Consider the following 16,619-nt stretch of genomic DNA (forward strand, 5'->3'; position numbering starts at 1 on the left):
CCCCTCAGCGCGCAAACCCCAGGAAGCCGCGCCCCAGGGCTTCGGCCCGCCCCTCGCGCGACACATCCCACAGCGGGTTGTCCACCCCCAGCCGCTGCCCGCCATCCCGTTGCACCGGCCGCACATTCAGCGCCGCCCGCGCGCGCGTCTCAGGCCCGAACACGTCGAAGGGCACGCGCACATAGATGCCCTTATCGAAGCTGCCCTCCCCGAAGCGGCGGAACGGCACGTCGGTGAAGGTGGCGAAGCCGCCGATCTCGATGCCGTTGGCGAAGCGCCGCCCGGCCTCCAGCGTCACGCCCCAGTCGCCCGCCAGGTAGCGCCCCGCCCGCACCACGGTGAACACGTTCCACCAGGGCGTGTCCCAGTACAGGGAGGCATGGCCCGTCACCGTCTGGTACCCCAGCGTGGCGAAGCGCTGCCGGTATTGCCGCTGCGCCACCCAGGCCATGTCCAGCCCGACCGCCACCGAGGACCCCTGCGGCCGCCACAGCACCTCGCCCGAAACGCCCGCATACATGGGTTCCAGCAACCCCGCCGTGACGCGCGCATACCAGTCGGGCGCGGGGTTCCACAGCCGCTCGGCATACAGCGCCGGGATGGTCGTCTCATGCCGGGCGTACCGCGCGAAATCGCTGCGCACATGTGGCAGCACGGAGTTGCTGGGCAGCCCGCCATCCAGGTTCTGCGCCAGCGTCTGCTGCACGGAACCCGCGAGGGCGATGCCGTGCGCGATCTCCACCCGGCCGCCGGCGGCCACCCCCGCCGCATAGCGCGCGCCCGACCGCGCATCGCCCACCTGCAGGGTCACGCGCGGCTCGATGCCCCAGCTCCAGCGCGGCAGGGGCGCGCGCCAGCCGCCGGGCTCGGGGGTGGCGGGCAGCAGCTGGGCGGCGCCGAACACCTCCTCCGGGCTGCCCTGGCCGCGCGCCAGCCCCTCCATGCCCTCGCGCATCACCCGCAGCCGGCCGACCACGGCGCCGTTCTGCTCCCATATCAGCTGCAGGCGCTCCACCTGGCCCGGCAGATGCGGTTGCGCGGCGCGGGCCACGCGTCCGGCCACCTGGGCCAGGGTGCGGTATCGCCCGCCGCCCAGGGTGATCACGGCTTCCTCGCCCCTGATGTCCAGCGCCAGCGGCTCGAACCCCGCGCGGCGAAGGGCGGGAAACAGGCCGGCGGCGACGCTTTCGTTGGAGAAGCCTTCGACCGGTGCGGGGCGCGGCGCCATGGCGGGCGGGGCGCGATCCAGCAGGCGGGGCGGGTCATGCGGGTCCAGCCGGATGCTGGCGCGGGCCAGGAAGTCGGTCCCGTTCACGAAGCTGGCGCCGATGTCGAAGTGCTCGTTGCGCCACTGCACGCCCGCGTTCACGCGCGACGCCGCCCGGCCCAGCAACCCGCTGCTGCGCGCCGGATAGCCCCCGCGCTCGTCACGCAGCGCGTCGGCGGAATACTCGACCTTCACGCTGAGGCCGGAGAGCTCCCCCAGCGGCGTGCCGATGGCCGGCACATTCCACTCGATGCCGCCGAAGATGCCGGCGCGGGGCCCCCGGAACAGGCTGCGCAGATTGGGCACGCCGCCCTCGCCGACATTGCGGGGGCGGGTGCGCATGGCCGACAGCCCGACGCCGAGCGGGTTGTCGATATCGCTGCCGGTCGCCAGCCGCCCCCAGCCCATGCCCAGGCTGACATCCACCCCCCAGAACCGCTTGGACCCCACGATATACTCGCCGGCATAGATGCCGGTGCCGATCACGTCCTGCACGCCCACGGCCAGGGCCGGGCGCCAGTCATTCTCGGTCCAGAGCCGGGCGCGCAGGTCGAAGGAGCGGTCGGTGCTGCGCCCGCGCCCCAGCGTGCCGTTCAGCCTGTCCGTGACGCGGAAGGTGGCCTCCAGGAAGGGCAGGGCCTGCCAGTTCAGGAACCAGAAATTGCGCTGCCGCCGCAGCGACATGCCGGTCTCGATCACGCCGTCGCCGCGCATGCGGGCGTTGCGCATCTCTATCAGCCCCATGCCGCCGAAATTCGATCCGGTGGGTTCGATCTCCTCGGCGGCCCGGGCCGGTGCGGCCAGCAGCAGAAGGAGGGCAAGGGCCCTCAGCTTCACCTGCCTTGCCTTGAGATCACGGCCAGCGCGGCCGCCGAGATCGCCACCTGCCCGAACACGCTCGTCAGGTCGCGCAGGATGCCCCAATTCTCGTAGGGCGAGGGGTCCTGCGGGACCACCAGCACGGAACCCGGCGGCACCGGCGGCCCACCCGCCTGCCAGGCGCCGAGCCCCGCCGGCACCGATGTCCCGTTCGGCAGCACGATGAAGGCGCGGGAGGCATCGGCGAAGCGCTGCGGCCCGCCGGCGGCGCGCACATAGCGTTCCGCCCGCCAGCCGGTGGTGAATTGCAGGCTGCCCGGATTCAGCACGCTGCCCACCACCGTCACCTCATTGGGGCGCTTGGGCATCACGATCAGGTCGCCGGGTTCCAGCAGGACGTCCAGCTCCGGGCGCCCGGCCAGCACCACGGGGTTGGCCTCCACGACCAGGCGCCCCGCCGCGCGGGCCTGGCGCAGGGCGGTCGCCATCTCACGCCCTGCCGAGATCGCGCCGCCGATGTCGCTGGTGCCGGCGCGCGTGCCCGCCACCGCCTGGCCGGCGGCCACCTGCATCAGCCCCTGTTCCAGCTCCCGCGCCGTGCGGTCGAAGCCGTCCTGCTGGCGCTGGCGCACGCTTTCGCGCGTCAGGATCGCGCCATAGGGGTATGCCTGGGGCGTGAGGCCGCCCGCGCGGGCGATCAGTTCCGACAGGCGCTCCCCACGCCGGATGTCGTACACGCCGGGGCGCAGGAATTCGCCCATCACCGTCACGGGGCCCACCTCGCGGTCCGTGAAGCCGCGCGGAATGCGCAGCGCGTCGCGCGGGGAGAGCCTGACGGCGGCGAAGTTGCGGCTGACGAGGTCCAGCGTGGTGCGGTTGAGCGGGATGGAGCCGGTCTGTTCCGCGGGCTCCCGCGACAGCTCGATCGAGGCGAGGTCGGCGGTGTCGGTCACCTGGCCCGCGGCCTCCAGCACCGCCTCCATGCTGGTGCCGTCCATCACCGGGTACAGGCCGGGCAGGCGTACCTCGCCCAGCAGCAGCACGGACTGGTCCAGCAGGAAGGCCAGCAGGTTCGGGTAGTCGATGAAGATCTGCGGGCAGGGGGTGGTGCCGTAATCAGGGAAGCCCGCCGCGCGCGCATGGGCGAAGCGCTGCGGCGCGCTGCGGGCGGCGACGACCAGCTGCGTCAGGGCCGGGCACTCGCCGTCCATGGGTGCGGCGGCGGGCGCGGGCGCGCCAAGGGGGGCACCAGCGGGGGTACCCGTGGGGGCACCAGCGGGGGAAGCAGTGGCCACCCCCTCGCCGCGCAGGGCGCGCTGCACGGCGGGGCTGGCCAGCCACTGCACATCCGACAGGCCGAGCAGAATGACCTCATCGCCTTCCTGCAGCCGCACATCCGGCCCGCCGGCGAGCAGCCGCCCCAGGTCGAAGGGCATCAGCCGGCGCACGCGGGTGCGCGCCTCCGCCCGCCAGATCAGCCCCATGCGGATATAGGGGTCGGGGCGGACCATGCGCGGGTCGCTGATCAGCCCGCGCAGGCTGGCCCCGCGCCCGGCCGAGGCGCGGGTCAGCGGCGTGCCGACATGGCCCGACAGGCGCAGGCCGCCCGCCTGGGCATCGACGCCCGGCTGCACCATCAGCGCATCGCCCCGGCGCAGCGCGTCGCGGGCCGCCATCTCGCGGAAGCTGCGGCGGCCCTCGGAATCGGTGGTCTCCAGCAGGAAGCGGTTGCCGCTGGGGCGCAGCGCCTCGCCGGCCAGGGACAGCATGGTGTTGAGCGGCTGGGTGGCCGCGCGGGCGGGCAGTTCATAGATGCCGGGGCGCGACACCTCGCCGCCGATGGCCACCAGCGCGCCCACCGGCGGCACCAGGATGCGCTCGCCTTCCAGGATGCGCAGGTCGGGCTGCGGGCCGCCTTCGCCCGCGATGACCGGGTACAGGTCCACGCTGCGGTTGCCGACGCGGATGGCGCGCAGGGACCCCGTGCGGCGCGGGCCGCCCGCGCTCATCAGCGCGTCCAGCACGGTGGCGAGCGGCGAGAGCACCACCATGCCCGGCCGTGCCACCTCACCGCCCACGAAGACCGCGACCTGGCGCAGCTGCCCGATGGAGACAAAGACCTCGCTGCCCGGAAAATCGCGCGCGGTGCGGGCGCTCAGGTCGTCGCGCACGTCGCGCAGGGTGCGGCCGGCGGCGGGCACGGGCTGCATGTCGGGCAGGATCAGCTGCCCCTCGCGGTTCACCCGCGCCGAGACGCTGTGCCGGGCGCGGCCACGGAAGTTCAGCACCACCTCATCGTCGCGGCCCAGCACGTAATCCTCGGGCACCGCGCCGAAGCCGACGCCGGTGGTGGCGCCAGGGATGGTGCTGCGGAAACTGTCATAGCCGAACTGCCGCAGCGGCGGCGTGACGGGCAGGCGCGCCGCGAAAAACGCCTCAGCCGGGGAGAGCGGTTCGTCGGGCTGGGCAGGCCGGGCGACGGGCGGTTGCGGCGCCAGGGCGGCCGCGGGCGGCGTCATCGGCGAAGGCTGAGGCTGGCCCGGCGTGCCGCCCGGCGCCACGGCCCCGGCATCCAGCAGGCGCTGCAGAATGTCCTGCTGCGCGCCGCCCGGCAGGCTGGGAATGGCCGCCCCGCCCGGCAGCGCCGGCGGCAGGCCCGGCACGGTCCCCGGCAGGCTGGGCGCCGACAACAGCGCCCCGCCGGGCTGCTGCGCGTATGCAGGCCCGAGAATCATCCCGGGAATCAGCGCGCTGGATAAAATTAGACGACATGCCTGCCTCATCACGCGGCAGATGTTATCTCAGGGTGGTGAAGACTCCCAGCGCCACAACCTTAAAGAGAGGAAATCGGCTGCTTATGGCCGATGCCGCGTGGCGGCTGGGCTTTCGCAATGTAGGGTTGGGGCTGTGGGGCAAGGGGCCCGGCCATTGGCTGGCCGGGCGGCGGCTGGGGGTGAGCCTCGCGAACCCCCTCGGCGGCGCCGATATCCGACCGCTGTGGGAGGCGAATCGCTGGACCGTTCTGCCCCCGGCCCCTGAGGCCTTCTGCCGTGGCTGGATGGCCGAGAACCCGCCTTTCCAGGGCCCCAACTGGTTGTGCGGGCAGGAGGCGGCGCTGCGCGTGCTGCACCTGGCGCCCCTGCTGCCGCCCGAGCTGCCGGCTTGGGCGCGCGAGGTGGTGGCCGCCCATGCCCGACGCATCGCGGCCAACCCCGCCTATGCCCTGGCGCAGGACAACAACCACCCGATCAGCGAGGCGGCGGGGCTGCTGGCCTGCCGGTTGCTGCTGGGCGGGGATGCGCGCCGGGCGTCCCGCGCGCTGGACCGTTCGGTGGCCCGGCTGGTGGGCCCCGATGGCGGCTTCGCCCAGCCGAGCCCCGCCTATCACCGGCTGATGCTGGATGTGCTGACCGCCGTGGAGGCGCTGCGCCGGCAACGCGGCGGCCCGCCCGCCGCGCCCGTCACGCTGGAACGGGCAGCGGCGGCGGCGCGTGTCCTGGCGCAGCTGGCCTGCCCCGAGACGGGCGCCCTGCCGCGTATCGGCCACCAGGACGGCTCGGCCTTCGACGGCCAGCCGGAGGACGCGCGCGGCAGCCTGGGGCGCGCCGCCGCCCTGTTCGGCGCGCCTTCGACCAATGCCGAATGGCAGTCGGCCGGTTATCGCGGCTGGGCGTCGGGGCAGGCGCGCGCGGTGATGCGCCAGGGGCCGCTGCGCTTTCGCCCCGGCCATGCGGATCTGCTGCATCTGGACCTGTGGGACGGCCCGCTGAACCTGCTGCGCGACGGCGGGACCGGCGCCTACAACCCCGCGCCCGCCGATGCGTGGTGGCTGGACTATTTCCCCTCCACCGCCGCCCACAACACGGTGGAGTTCGACGGGCACGACCAGATGCCGCGCGTCTCGCGCTTCCTGCACGCGCGCTGGGCGCGGGGCGGAGAGGGCTGGGTGCGGGATTACGCCGGCAACCTGCACCGGCGCGCGGTGGCGGCGCGGGGGCGGGAATGGCGGGTGCGGGATGAGCTGGAAGGCCCCTTCGCCTCGGCCGCGCTGCGCTGGCGGCTGGCGCCAGGTGAATGGCGCCTGGTCGGGCAGGGGGTGGAAAGCAGTCTGGGGCGCATCGCCGTGACGGCCGATGCGCCGGTATCCGTCACGCTGGAAGCGGGCTGGGAAAGCCTGGCCTATGGCCAGGTATCGCCCTGCCCGGTGCTAGTGGCACGGGGTAGGGCGGGTTGGGTCGAAACCCTGGTGACGCTGCCCTAGCCCTCGCGGCCTGCGGTATCGACCGCCGTGCGGCGGATCGGGCGGGCGGGCTGCGCCGGCACGGCCGGGCGCATTTCCACCGTGCGGGGCCGCACGGGCTGGGCGCGCGGCGAGCTGGCGACGGCCGGCCGCGGGCGGGCTGCCGGGCGGGTCGAGGCCTCACGCACCGCGCGGGCGGCGGGCACCGGGCGAACCGGGGCAGAGCGCGCCAGCGTGTGCCGGGCGGGTGCGGCATGGCGGCCGGCGCGCGTGGCGGCGGCGCTACCCTGGGCGCTCCCCTGGGCGCTCCCTTGGGCCACCACGCGCTGCGGCGCGCGGCCGGTGCGGGCCGCGGCATGCGCCACCGGGCGGGCCGGGGGCTCCGCCGGGCGCATGTTGCCGCGATTGGTGGCCAGCGCGTCATAGCTGTTGGGCCGGCGCGCGACGCCGGAGCGGGTGAAGCCATCGTCCAGCAGTTCCGCCATGTGGCGGTCGCGCTCGATCCAGCTGCCGCCACCCATCACCACGCCCACCAGCCGCACGCCGTCGCGCTGGGCCGAGGTCACGATGTTGAAGCCGCTGAGGCGGGTGTAGCCGGTCTTGATGCCGTCCACGCCGTCATAGCTGGACAGCATGTGGTTGTGGTTGTGGATCGGCCGGTTGTTCCAGCGGAAATGCGTGGTGGCGAAATAGCGGTACTGCGTCGGGAAATCCGCCATCAGGCGGCGGCCCAGCGTCGCCATGTCGCGCGCCGTGGTGGTCTGCTCGGGGTCCGGCAGGCCGGAGGCATTGCGGAAGGTCGTGCGCGTCATGCCCATGCTGCGCGCGCGGTTCGTCATCATCTGGGCGAAGCGTTCCTCGCTGCCGCCCAGCAGCTCACCGATCGCGGTCGCGACGTCATTGGCGGAACGCGTGACGACGGCGAGGATGGCGTCCTCCAGCTCCAGCGAGTAGCCGGCCGGCACGCCCAGCTTGGAGGGCGGGCGCGAGGCGGCCTCGGCGGACATCGGGACGCGCGTGCCGGCCGGGACGCGGCCGTCGCGCATCGCCTCGAACAGCATGTACAGCGTCATCATCTTGGTCAGGCTGGCCGGGAAGCGGGGCTCGTCCGGGTTCGCGGAGGTGATGGCGTTGCCGCGGGCATCCAGAACGATGGAGGAATAATTCAGCCGGTTCTCGATGCCTGCCTGGGCCGCGCGGGCCGCGACCAGCCCGGTGGCCAGCGTGCACACCGCCATCAAACCGGAAGCCCAACGGGCGAGCCCGCCGCGTGCGAGAGCCGCCATGCGCGTTGCCGTCATTCCATTCTTCCCCAACCCTGGCGGCAGCCGGCCGGCTGCGCCACCCCCTGAACATCGCCCCGGCGCCGCCCAGGCGCCCGGAGAGGCCGCATACCACCCCCGCGATATGTGACACCCGCAGGGTAGCGGCATGGGGGTGTCGCTGTCCACCTCATGTTTCCAAATTTTTCTGTGGCGATATCAAGTGCTTGTTGAGGAAATCTACGACATTGCGTGATGTAAACGGTTTTTGTGCAACGCACAAAAAAGAGCTTGCATTCGGTATGGGCGGCTCCTACATGGCGGACATGTTGCAGCGCACAAAAAAGCTTGCGACAGATCGCCGAGAGTAGCTACTATGCGGCGCATCATGTCGTAGCATGATGTGACTGTGCCTTCCCGGGGCCTTTCCTCTGCCCCTCAAACCCCACGCAGCCCGGGCACTCCGGGCAGGAGCCCGAGATGAGCGCCACCACCAAGAAGATCGCCGCGGTCCCGATGACCGCCCCCACCGCCGCCGACGTGACCAAGATGGTCAGCGACAGCAGCGCCCAGGCCCAGAAGTTCTTCGCCGACGGCACGGCCCAGGCCCGCGCCGCGATGGAGAAGGGCGTCGAGGAGGCCCAGAAGGCCGCCGCCCAGTTCGTGAAGGCCGGCGAGGACGCCGTCGAGTTCAGCCGCGGCAACGTCGAGGCGATGACCCAGGCCGCCCAGTTCTACTTCACCGGCATGCAGGACCTGTCCCGCCAGGCGATCGCCTCCGCGCAGTCCCTGTCCGAGCAGACGATCGAGGGCGTGAAGGCGATGTCCGCCGCGAAGTCCCTGAAGGACGTGACGGAGCTGCAGACCACGCTGTTCCGCACCGCCTTCGAGAAGTCGGTCGCCGACATGAAGGCCCTGCATGAGGCCTCCGTGAAGCTCGCCGAGGGCAGCTTCGCCCCGATCTCCGCCCGCTTCACCCTGGCGGTCGAGAAGTTCGCGAAGCCGGTCGCCGCGTAATTTCAGCCTCCTCTCCTCCCAGGCTGAACCCGGGCCCGGCTGGCGGAATCTCCGCTGGCCGGGCTTTTTTGTGGCGGCGGAAACGCGCCGTTACACCAAACTTATACCGTCGGTGCGCGACACCCTTCACTCTGGGCACGCAGAACCGATATTCTCACCATGCCGCAGCAGCGAACTTCGCCGGGGCATCCCGGCCGGATTCGCGGTTTTGGCATCTGGCCGGGCTTTTTGGGCATGATAGCGTAATGGGCATGACACGGATGAGCGACGACAAGGATCAGAACGGCGGCGGGGCGCCGGGCGGGCCGAATACCTCGGTCGTCACCAAGCCGCGGCCGAAGACCAAGAAGCCGGCCATGTACAAGGTGCTGATGCTGAACGACGACTACACGCCCATGGAGTTCGTCGTGCACGTCCTGGAACGCTTCTTCCAGAAGAACCGGGACGAGGCGACGCGCATCATGCTGCACGTCCATCGCCGCGGCGTGGGGGTATGCGGGGTCTTCACCTATGAGGTTGCCGAAACGAAGGTGACACAAGTGATGGACCTGGCGCGCCAGAACCAGCATCCTCTGCAGTGCACGATCGAAAAAGAGTGACCCGTTCCGTGCAGGCATTTTTCAAGATTTTGACGGAAGCCGGGAGAGACACCAACTGAGTCCCGGATACGGGGTTTATACCCCGAGATGAAAAGGAGCGTTGACCATGCTGTCTCGTAACCTTGAACAGACGCTCCACCGCGCCCTCGGTCTGGCGAACGATCGCCGGCACGAATACGCGACCCTAGAACACCTTCTGCTCGCCCTCGGCGACGACGCCGAGGCGGTGACCGTGCTCAAGGCATGCGGCGTGGACGTCGACAAGCTGAAGCGCGACCTGACCGAATTTCTCGACAAGGACCTGGCCGGCCTCGTGACCGAGCGCGCGGGCGACCCGAAGCCGACCGCCGGCTTCCAGCGCGTCGTGCAGCGTGCCGCCATCCATGTGCAGTCCTCGGGCCGCGACGAGGTGACGGGCGCCAATGTCCTCGTTGCCCTGTTCAGCGAGCGCGAGTCCCATGCCGTGTATTTCCTGCAGCTGCAGGACATGACGCGCCTGGATGCCGTGAACTTCATCAGCCACGGCATCGCCAAGGCGCCCGGCCGCTCCGTGCCGCGCAACGTCCAGGGCTCGACCCCGCCGACCGCCAGCAATGGCGGCCCGCGTGAGGAAGGCGAGGGCGAATCGCGTGAGGAGAAGCCGCGCGGCAAGCAGGGCGGCCAGGACGCGCTGTCCACCTACTGCGTCAACCTCAACAAGAAGGCGCAGTCGGGCAAGATCGACCCGCTGATCGGCCGCGACTCGGAAATCGAGCGCACCATCCAGATCCTGTGCCGCCGCACCAAGAACAACCCGCTGTATGTGGGCGACCCCGGCGTGGGCAAGACCGCGATCGCCGAGGGCCTGGCCAAGCGCATCGTCGAGGGCGACGTGCCCGAGGTGCTGCTGAAGTCGACGATTTTCTCGCTCGACATGGGCAGCCTGCTGGCCGGCACGCGCTATCGCGGTGACTTCGAGGAGCGGCTGAAGGCCGTGGTGACGGAGCTGGAGAACCACCCCGGCGCCGTGCTGTTCATCGACGAGATCCACACCGTGATCGGCGCGGGTGCGACCAGCGGCGGCGCCATGGATGCGTCCAACCTGCTGAAGCCCGCGCTTGCCCAGGGCACGCTGCGCTGCATCGGGTCGACCACCTACAAGGAATACCGCCAGCACTTCGAGAAGGACCGCGCCCTGGTGCGGCGCTTCCAGAAGATCGACGTGAACGAGCCGACCATCGAGGACACGGTGAAGATCCTCACCGGCCTCAAGACCAACTACGAGAAGCACCACAAGGTCCGCTACACGCCCGAAGCCATCCGCGCCGCGGTGGAGCTCTCGGCCAAGTACATCCATGACCGCAAGCTGCCCGACAAGGCGATCGACGTGATCGACGAGGTGGGTGCTTCCCGGATGCTGCTGCCCGAGAACAAGCGCCGCAAGACGGTCACGCTGAAGGATGTGGAGGACACGGTCGCCAAGATCGCGCGCATCCCGCCCAAATCCGTCAGCACCGACGACAAGGAGGCGCTGAAGAACCTGGAGCGCGACCTGAAGTCCATGGTGTTCGGCCAGGACCGCGCGATCACGGCGCTCTCGGCCGCGATCAAGCTGTCCCGTGCTGGCCTGCGGGACCCGGAGAAGCCGATCGGCAACTACCTGTTCAGCGGCCCCACCGGCGTCGGCAAGACCGAGGTCGCGCGGCAGCTGGCCAAGACGCTGGGCATCGAGATCCTGCGCTTCGACATGTCGGAGTACATGGAGCGGCACAGCGTCTCCCGCCTGATCGGCGCGCCCCCGGGCTATGTGGGCTTCGACCAGGGCGGCCTGCTGACCGACGGCGTGGACCAGCACCCGCATTGCGTGCTGCTGCTGGATGAGATCGAGAAGGCCCACCCGGACCTCTACGCCATCCTGCTGCAGGTGATGGACCACGGTAAGCTGACGGACCACAACGGCAAGACCGTCGACTTCCGCAACGTGATCCTGATCATGACCACGAATGCGGGCGCGTCCGACATGGCCAAGCCGGCGCTCGGCTTCGGGCGTGAGACGCGCCAGGGCGAGGACGAGGAGGCGGTGAAGCGCATGTTCACCCCCGAGTTCCGCAACCGCCTGGATGCCGTCATTCCCTTCGGCGGGCTGACGCCGGAGATCGTGGGCAATGTGGTGGAGAAGTTCGTGATGCAGCTGGAAGCCCAGCTCGCGGATCGCAACGTCACCATCGAGCTGTCCTCGGCGGCGAAGGAATGGCTGGCCGAGAAGGGCTATGACCCGCTGTATGGCGCGCGCCCGCTGGCCCGCGTCATCCAGGAATACGTCAAGAAGCCGCTGGCCGAGGAACTGCTGTTCGGCAAGCTGGTGAAGGGTGGTGCGGTGAAGGTGGGGCTGAAGGACGGCGAGCTGTCCTTCGAGTTCATCGAGCCGCCGGTCGCCGCCCTGCCCAAGCCGGAAGGCGAGGGCGACGGTGAGGCGGAAAAGACCCCCGAGACCGCCGACTGACCTGGCGCGTACCCATCAAGGCACCGTGGCCCCTGGCCCCGGTGCCTTTTTCATGTCTGAAGGAGAGAAACGATGACGGCCCAGATCGAGGATTGGAACGAGTACAACGCCGCCCTGCGCGAACAGGGCAAGGTGTTCGCGGCCGCGGCTCCTGAGGCGATGAAGGGCTTCCAGGCCCTGTCGCGCGGCGCCAGCACCACCCAGCACCTGGATGCCAAGACGCGCGAGATGATCGCGCTGGCCGTGGCCGTCACCACCCGCTGCCAGGGCTGCATCGACGCCCATGCGCGCAAGGCGCGGGCCGCAGGCGCGACGAAGGAAGAAGTGGCGGAGGCGCTGGGGGTGGCCATCGCGCTGAATGCAGGGGCGGCGCTGACCTACTCGCTGCATGTGATGGAGGCGTTGGAGAAGGCGGGGACTTGAGGGTATTCTTCTTTTTCTGAAGAAAAAGAAGCAAAAAGACTTTTCGAGTTTAGAGGGGCGTCGCCTTGGAAGGGCGCCCCCCCGAAACTATACCAACCCTTCCGGCAGCCCGAACCTCTCCCGCCAGTCGATATCCGGCGCATGCGGCGCGCCCGCGATCACTTCCAGCACCTGCCACCCGCCATCGCGCCAACCCAGCAGCACATGGCAATCGGCCTCCGGTTCCGTCACGCGGCCCCGGAAATCCGTGTTCTCCCACAGGATGGGCCGCCCGCCCGGGCGGCGCGCCCGCACCCTTGCATAGGCCAGGTCACCCGACCGCCGCATCAGGCGCACCCGAAGCTGCACCGGGCCATAGGTCGCGTTGCGGAACAGGGGTTCCAGCAGCTCCGTCAGCGCGCGCCGGTCGGTGCTTTGCGGGTCCAGGCTTTCCACCTTCTGCGCCTGGGCGACGGAAGGAAGGGCCAGCAGCCCGAACAGCGCGCGTCGCAGCATCAGTCCCCGCCTCTCAGCTTCTCCGCGATCTCGTCCAGGATCGCGGGGTCGTCGATGGTCGCCGGTACCGGGAAGTCCTCCCCATCGGCCATCTTGCGCAGGGTGGCGCGCAGGATCTTGCCGCTGCGGGTCTTGGGCAGGCGGTTCACGATGTGAACCTCTCTAAACGCCGCGACGGGCCCGATGTGTTCACGAACGCGGGAGACGAGCTCGCTGCACACCAGCGCCTCCGGCCGGTTCACACCCGCCTTCAGCACCACCAGCCCCATGGGCACCTGGCCCTTCAGGCTGTCCGAACGCCCGATCACGGCGCATTCCGCGACATCCCGGTGGCCGGAGAGAACTTCCTCCATCTCGCCGGTCGAAAGCCGGTGGCCGGCCACGTTGATCACATCATCCGTGCGGCCCATGACCCAGACATAGCCGTCGGCATCCACCATCCCGGCGTCGGAGGTGTCGTAGTAGCCGGGGAAATGCGCCAGGTAGCTCTGGTGGAAGCGGTCCGGCGCGCGCCACAGCGTGTTGAGCGCGCCCGGGGGCAGCGGCAGGCGCAGGGCCAGCTGGCCCATGGCGCCGCGCGGCAGCTCGTGTCCGCCCTCATCCAGCGCCACCACATGGAAGCCCGGCGCCGCCTTGCCGCCGGAGCCATGCCGCAGCGGGAACATGCCCAGGCCGCGGAAGGCGCCGGTGATGGGCCAGCCCGTCTCGGTCTGCCACCAATGGTCGATCACGGGGTGGCCCAGCAGCTGCTCGGCCCAGGCCACCGTGTCGGGGTCGCAGCGCTCGCCGGCCAGGAACATCGCCTCCAGCCGCGACAGGTCGTGCTTTCGGGCCAGCTTGCCCTCCGGGTCCTCCTTCTTGATGGCGCGGATGGCGGTGGGGGCGGTGAACATCACCTTCACCCCGTATTCCTCGCAGATCCGCCAATAGGTGGAGGCATCGGGCGTGCCGACGGGCTTGCCCTCGAAGAACACGCTGGTCAGGCCGGCCATCAGCGGGCCGTAGACGATGTAGCAATGCCCCACCACCCAGCCGACATCGCTGGCGGTGAACATCACATCACCCGCGTGCAGCCCGTACATGTTGGCGATGGAGGCGTGCAGCGCGACCGCGTGGCCGCCGTTCTCGCGCACGATGCCCTTGGGCTTACCCGTCGTGCCGGAGGTGTAGAGGATATACAGCGGGTGCGTCGCCTCCACCGGCACGCAGGGGTGCGGGGCGGCGGCGGCCACGGCCTCGCGCCAGTCGACATCGCGGCCCGGCACCATGGTGGCGGGCTGCTGGTCGCGCTGCAGGATCAGGCAGTGGTCGGGCTTGTGGCGCGCCAGGTCGATCGCGGCATCCAGCAGCGGCTTGTAGGCGACGATGCGCCCCGGCTCGATGCCGCAGCTGGCGGCCAGGATCATGCGCGGCTCGGCATCGTCGATGCGGGCGGCGAGTTCGGGCGCGGCGAAGCCGCCGAACACCACGGAATGGATGGCGCCCAGCCGCGCGCAGGCCAGCATGGCCATCGCGGCCTCGGGCACCATGGGCATGTAGATGACGACGCGGTCGCCCTTCACCACGCCGCGCGCGGCCATCGCACCCGCCAGGCGCTCCACCTCGGACAGCAGCTCGGCATAGGTGATGCGGCGCCTGGTGCCGGTGACGGGGCTGTCATAGCACAGGGCCGCCTGGTCACCGCGCCCGCGTGCCACATGCCGGTCCAGCGCGTTGTAGCAGGTGTTCAGCTCGCCATCCGCGAACCACAGCCCATAGGCGCCCTGGCCCTCGAAGAAGGCGCGGGACGGCGGCTTGGACCAGTCCAGGCCCCGTGCGCATTCCATCCACCAGCCCTCGGGGTTGGCGGCCCAGGCCGCGCGCGCGGCGTCGTACCCGACGGTTGTTCCGTCCATGGTATCCTCCCTAGTCTTTGGACCATGGGATAGGGCGGCGCCACGCCGCATGTCCAGCAGATTGGGGGTCAGGCGCCATGAACCATTCGTATGCTCGCGGCAGGCGTGCGGCGCTGCTGGCGGCCGCCACGGCGCTGGCCGCACCGCCGGCCCTGGCGCAGGAGGGCGGGGAGCGCATCCGCCGCCGCGCCGCCGCCCCTGCCGCCGCCCCTGGCGAGCGGCCGCCGGGCGAGCTGACGCCCTTCATCGACGCCCATGTCCACCTGAATGACGAGGCCATGCAGCTGGAGCTGATGCAGCGGCATGGCGCCACCCGCGCGGTGGTGTTCTGGGGCCGCAACGGCGACAACGACACCATCCTGGCCGCCGCCACCCGCCATCCGGACCGCTTCATCCCCTTCGCCTGCGTCTCTCCGCTGCGCCGGGCCGACCGGCGGCAATGGGATGCGGACGACCCCGCCGTGGCGTCGGGGCTGGATGCCCTGCTGGCCACCGGCCGCTTCAAGGGCATCGGTGAGGTCTCGGCGGTCCACTTCCCCTCGCCCGGCCTGCCCGAAACCGACTACGACCCGATGGGCCCCACCATGCGCGGCATCATGGAGGTCGCGCGGCGGCACCGCGTTCCGGTGATGGTGCATATCGAGGTGACGCGCCTGCGGGAGATGCAGGCGCTGATTGAGGCCTATCGCGACGTGCCGGTCATCTGGGCCCATGGCGGCTATACGCCGCTGTTCCTGGCCGCGCGGTTGCTGGGGCAGCACCCCAACCTGACCTATGAGCTGAGCGCCCGCACCTGGCCGCGCCACCCGCGCTCACCCGACTATACCATCCTGCGGGACGGCATCGCGGTGTGGCCCGAATGGCTGCGGCTGATCGAGGAACAGCCGGGGCGCTTCATCATCGGCACCGATGCCAGCCACCGCACGCTGGCCAGCGACACGATGAAGTACGACAGCGTGCAGAACGTCCTGCGCCAGCTGACCCCCGCCGTGCGGGAGCGCGTGGCGAGGACGAACATGGAGGCGCTGCTCTGATCCCGAGAGTCCCCAGGCCCTAAGGCAGCAGCACCAGCTTGCCGATCGTATCGCGCCGTTCCATCCGGCGGTGGGCTTCCGCCGCCTGTTCCAGCGGGAAGCGGCCACCGATCGTGACCGTCAGCCGGCCATCGGCGACGAGGCCGAACAGCGTCCCGAGATCGGCCTTCAGCGCCGCCGCGTCCAGCAGGGGCACCACGGCGAAGCCCGTCACCGACTGGTTCCTGAAGATCAGGCCCAGCAGTTCCGGCACGCCCAGCGCGAAATCCTGGATGTTCAGCGCGCCGTAGATGACGATCTGCCCGAGGGGTGCCAGCAGTTGCAGGCTGTCCCTGGTCACGTCGCCGCCGGCGGATTCATAGATGATGTCGGGCCGGTGCCCGCCCAGCGCCGCCACCAGCTCCTCCGTCCAGCCGGGACGGGTGTAATCCACGCCGGCATCGGCCCCCATGGAACGCGCGAAATCCAGCTTCCGTTCCCCGCCGGCAGCCGCCGCGACCAGCCGCGCCCCGGCATGCTTCGCCAACTGCACCAGAAGGGAGCCGACGCCACCCGCGGCCGCATTGACCAGCACCAGCTTTCCCGCGGGCGGCGCCCGGCGCACCAGATGCAGCGCCGCCAGGCCCTGGACCATGACGGCTACAGCCTGCTCGAAGGACAGCGCCGCCGGCAGCGGCACCAGATAATCCGCGGGCATGACGGCATATTCGGCATAGCCGCCGAGGCCGGCGGCAGTGGCGAAGATGGGTGCTGCGACGCGCGCGCCAGGCTCCAGCCCTTCGACACCCGGGCCCAGCGCCTCGATCGTGCCGGCCACCTCGTTCCCTAGGATCGCGGGCAGCGGCGGGGTGACGGCGTAGCGGTCCCGCCGCATCAGCGTATCGGCGAAATTGACGCCGGAGGCCCTGACGCGGACCAACGCCTCTCCCGCGCCGGGAACGGGCAGGGGCATGTCGACCGGTTCGAGGGCTTCGGGCTCGCCGAAGCGGGTCAGTCGGATGGCTTTCATCGGGGGTGCTTTCGCGCTGTTCGGCGCCGTTCTGGCCGTAACCTCCGCCCCGCTTCTACGAACCAGTTCGTGCCATA

At 70.5% G+C, this 16,619-nt stretch carries 12 protein-coding genes; 6 read left to right on the forward strand and 6 right to left on the reverse strand.

The window, feature by feature from the left end:
- Positions 1 to 4: 4 nt before the first annotated feature.
- Together EOD42_RS09695 and EOD42_RS09700 are read right to left on the reverse strand one after the other, a co-directional pair.
- The gene (locus tag EOD42_RS09695) at positions 5 to 2,104 is read right to left on the reverse strand and encodes a YjbH domain-containing protein (protein WP_240655103.1); all 2,100 of its coding nucleotides are present in this window, start codon (positions 2,102 to 2,104) and stop codon (positions 5 to 7) included.
- The gene (locus EOD42_RS09700) at positions 2,101 to 4,776 is read right to left on the reverse strand and encodes an SLBB domain-containing protein (protein WP_240655104.1); all 2,676 of its coding nucleotides are present in this window, start codon (positions 4,774 to 4,776) and stop codon (positions 2,101 to 2,103) included. Before EOD42_RS09700 ends, EOD42_RS09695 begins: the two co-directional genes overlap by 4 nt.
- A gap of 167 nt (positions 4,777 to 4,943) precedes the next feature.
- Here EOD42_RS09700 and EOD42_RS09705 point away from each other — a divergent pair, with 167 nt between their 5' ends.
- A complete protein-coding gene (locus tag EOD42_RS09705) occupies positions 4,944 to 6,347 on the forward strand; it encodes a heparinase II/III family protein (RefSeq protein WP_240655105.1) in 1,404 nt (467 codons plus the stop codon).
- Here the strand turns inward: EOD42_RS09705 and EOD42_RS09710 are convergent.
- Positions 6,344 to 7,612 carry a D-alanyl-D-alanine carboxypeptidase family protein gene (locus EOD42_RS09710; RefSeq protein WP_240655106.1) on the reverse strand — a complete coding sequence of 423 codons (1,269 nt, stop codon included), beginning with the start codon at positions 7,610 to 7,612 and terminating at the stop codon, positions 6,344 to 6,346. The two genes, EOD42_RS09705 and EOD42_RS09710, sit on opposite strands and share 4 nt — an antisense overlap.
- 456 nt (positions 7,613 to 8,068) lie before the next feature.
- On the opposite strand from EOD42_RS09710, the gene EOD42_RS09715 reads away from it, so the two are divergent.
- The 4 genes from EOD42_RS09715 to EOD42_RS09730 all read left to right on the forward strand — a co-directional run bounded on the left by EOD42_RS09715 (position 8,069) and on the right by EOD42_RS09730 (position 12,109).
- Positions 8,069 to 8,605, forward strand: a complete 537-nt coding sequence (locus tag EOD42_RS09715; protein ID WP_127787335.1) for a phasin family protein — start codon at positions 8,069 to 8,071, stop codon at positions 8,603 to 8,605.
- A gap of 260 nt (positions 8,606 to 8,865) precedes the next feature.
- A complete protein-coding gene (clpS, locus tag EOD42_RS09720) occupies positions 8,866 to 9,204 on the forward strand; it encodes an ATP-dependent Clp protease adapter ClpS (RefSeq protein WP_127787336.1) in 339 nt (112 codons plus the stop codon).
- 106 nt (positions 9,205 to 9,310) lie between these two features.
- The gene (gene clpA, locus EOD42_RS09725) at positions 9,311 to 11,686 is read left to right on the forward strand and encodes an ATP-dependent Clp protease ATP-binding subunit ClpA (protein ID WP_127787337.1); all 2,376 of its coding nucleotides are present in this window, start codon (positions 9,311 to 9,313) and stop codon (positions 11,684 to 11,686) included.
- A 72-nt stretch (positions 11,687 to 11,758) separates the two neighbouring features.
- Positions 11,759 to 12,109 carry a carboxymuconolactone decarboxylase family protein gene (locus EOD42_RS09730; protein WP_164867859.1) on the forward strand — a complete coding sequence of 117 codons (351 nt, stop codon included), beginning with the start codon at positions 11,759 to 11,761 and terminating at the stop codon, positions 12,107 to 12,109.
- 87 nt (positions 12,110 to 12,196) lie between these two features.
- On the opposite strand, the gene EOD42_RS09735 is transcribed toward EOD42_RS09730, so the two are convergent.
- Together EOD42_RS09735 and EOD42_RS09740 are read right to left on the reverse strand one after the other, a co-directional pair.
- On the reverse strand, positions 12,197 to 12,604 hold the full coding sequence (locus tag EOD42_RS09735) for a hypothetical protein (RefSeq protein ID WP_127787338.1): 408 nt from the start codon (positions 12,602 to 12,604) through the stop codon (positions 12,197 to 12,199).
- On the reverse strand, positions 12,604 to 14,499 hold the full coding sequence (locus EOD42_RS09740) for a propionyl-CoA synthetase (RefSeq protein WP_127787339.1): 1,896 nt from the start codon (positions 14,497 to 14,499) through the stop codon (positions 12,604 to 12,606). The genes EOD42_RS09735 and EOD42_RS09740 overlap by 1 nt, the downstream gene beginning before the upstream one ends.
- Positions 14,500 to 14,576: 77 nt before the next feature.
- Between EOD42_RS09740 and EOD42_RS09745 the strand changes: the two genes are divergently transcribed.
- Complete coding sequence (locus EOD42_RS09745) at positions 14,577 to 15,533, forward strand: amidohydrolase family protein (protein ID WP_127787340.1); 957 nt, start codon at positions 14,577 to 14,579, stop codon at positions 15,531 to 15,533.
- A gap of 19 nt (positions 15,534 to 15,552) precedes the next feature.
- Here EOD42_RS09745 and EOD42_RS09750 read toward each other — a convergent pair whose 3' ends face one another.
- Positions 15,553 to 16,542, reverse strand: coding sequence for a quinone oxidoreductase family protein (locus EOD42_RS09750; protein WP_127787341.1), 990 nt, complete (start codon positions 16,540 to 16,542; stop codon positions 15,553 to 15,555).
- Positions 16,543 to 16,619: the final 77 nt, after the last annotated feature.

The organism is Rhodovarius crocodyli (genome assembly GCF_004005855.1).
In the GTDB taxonomy this organism is placed as follows: Bacteria; Pseudomonadota; Alphaproteobacteria; order Acetobacterales; family Acetobacteraceae; genus Rhodovarius; species Rhodovarius crocodyli.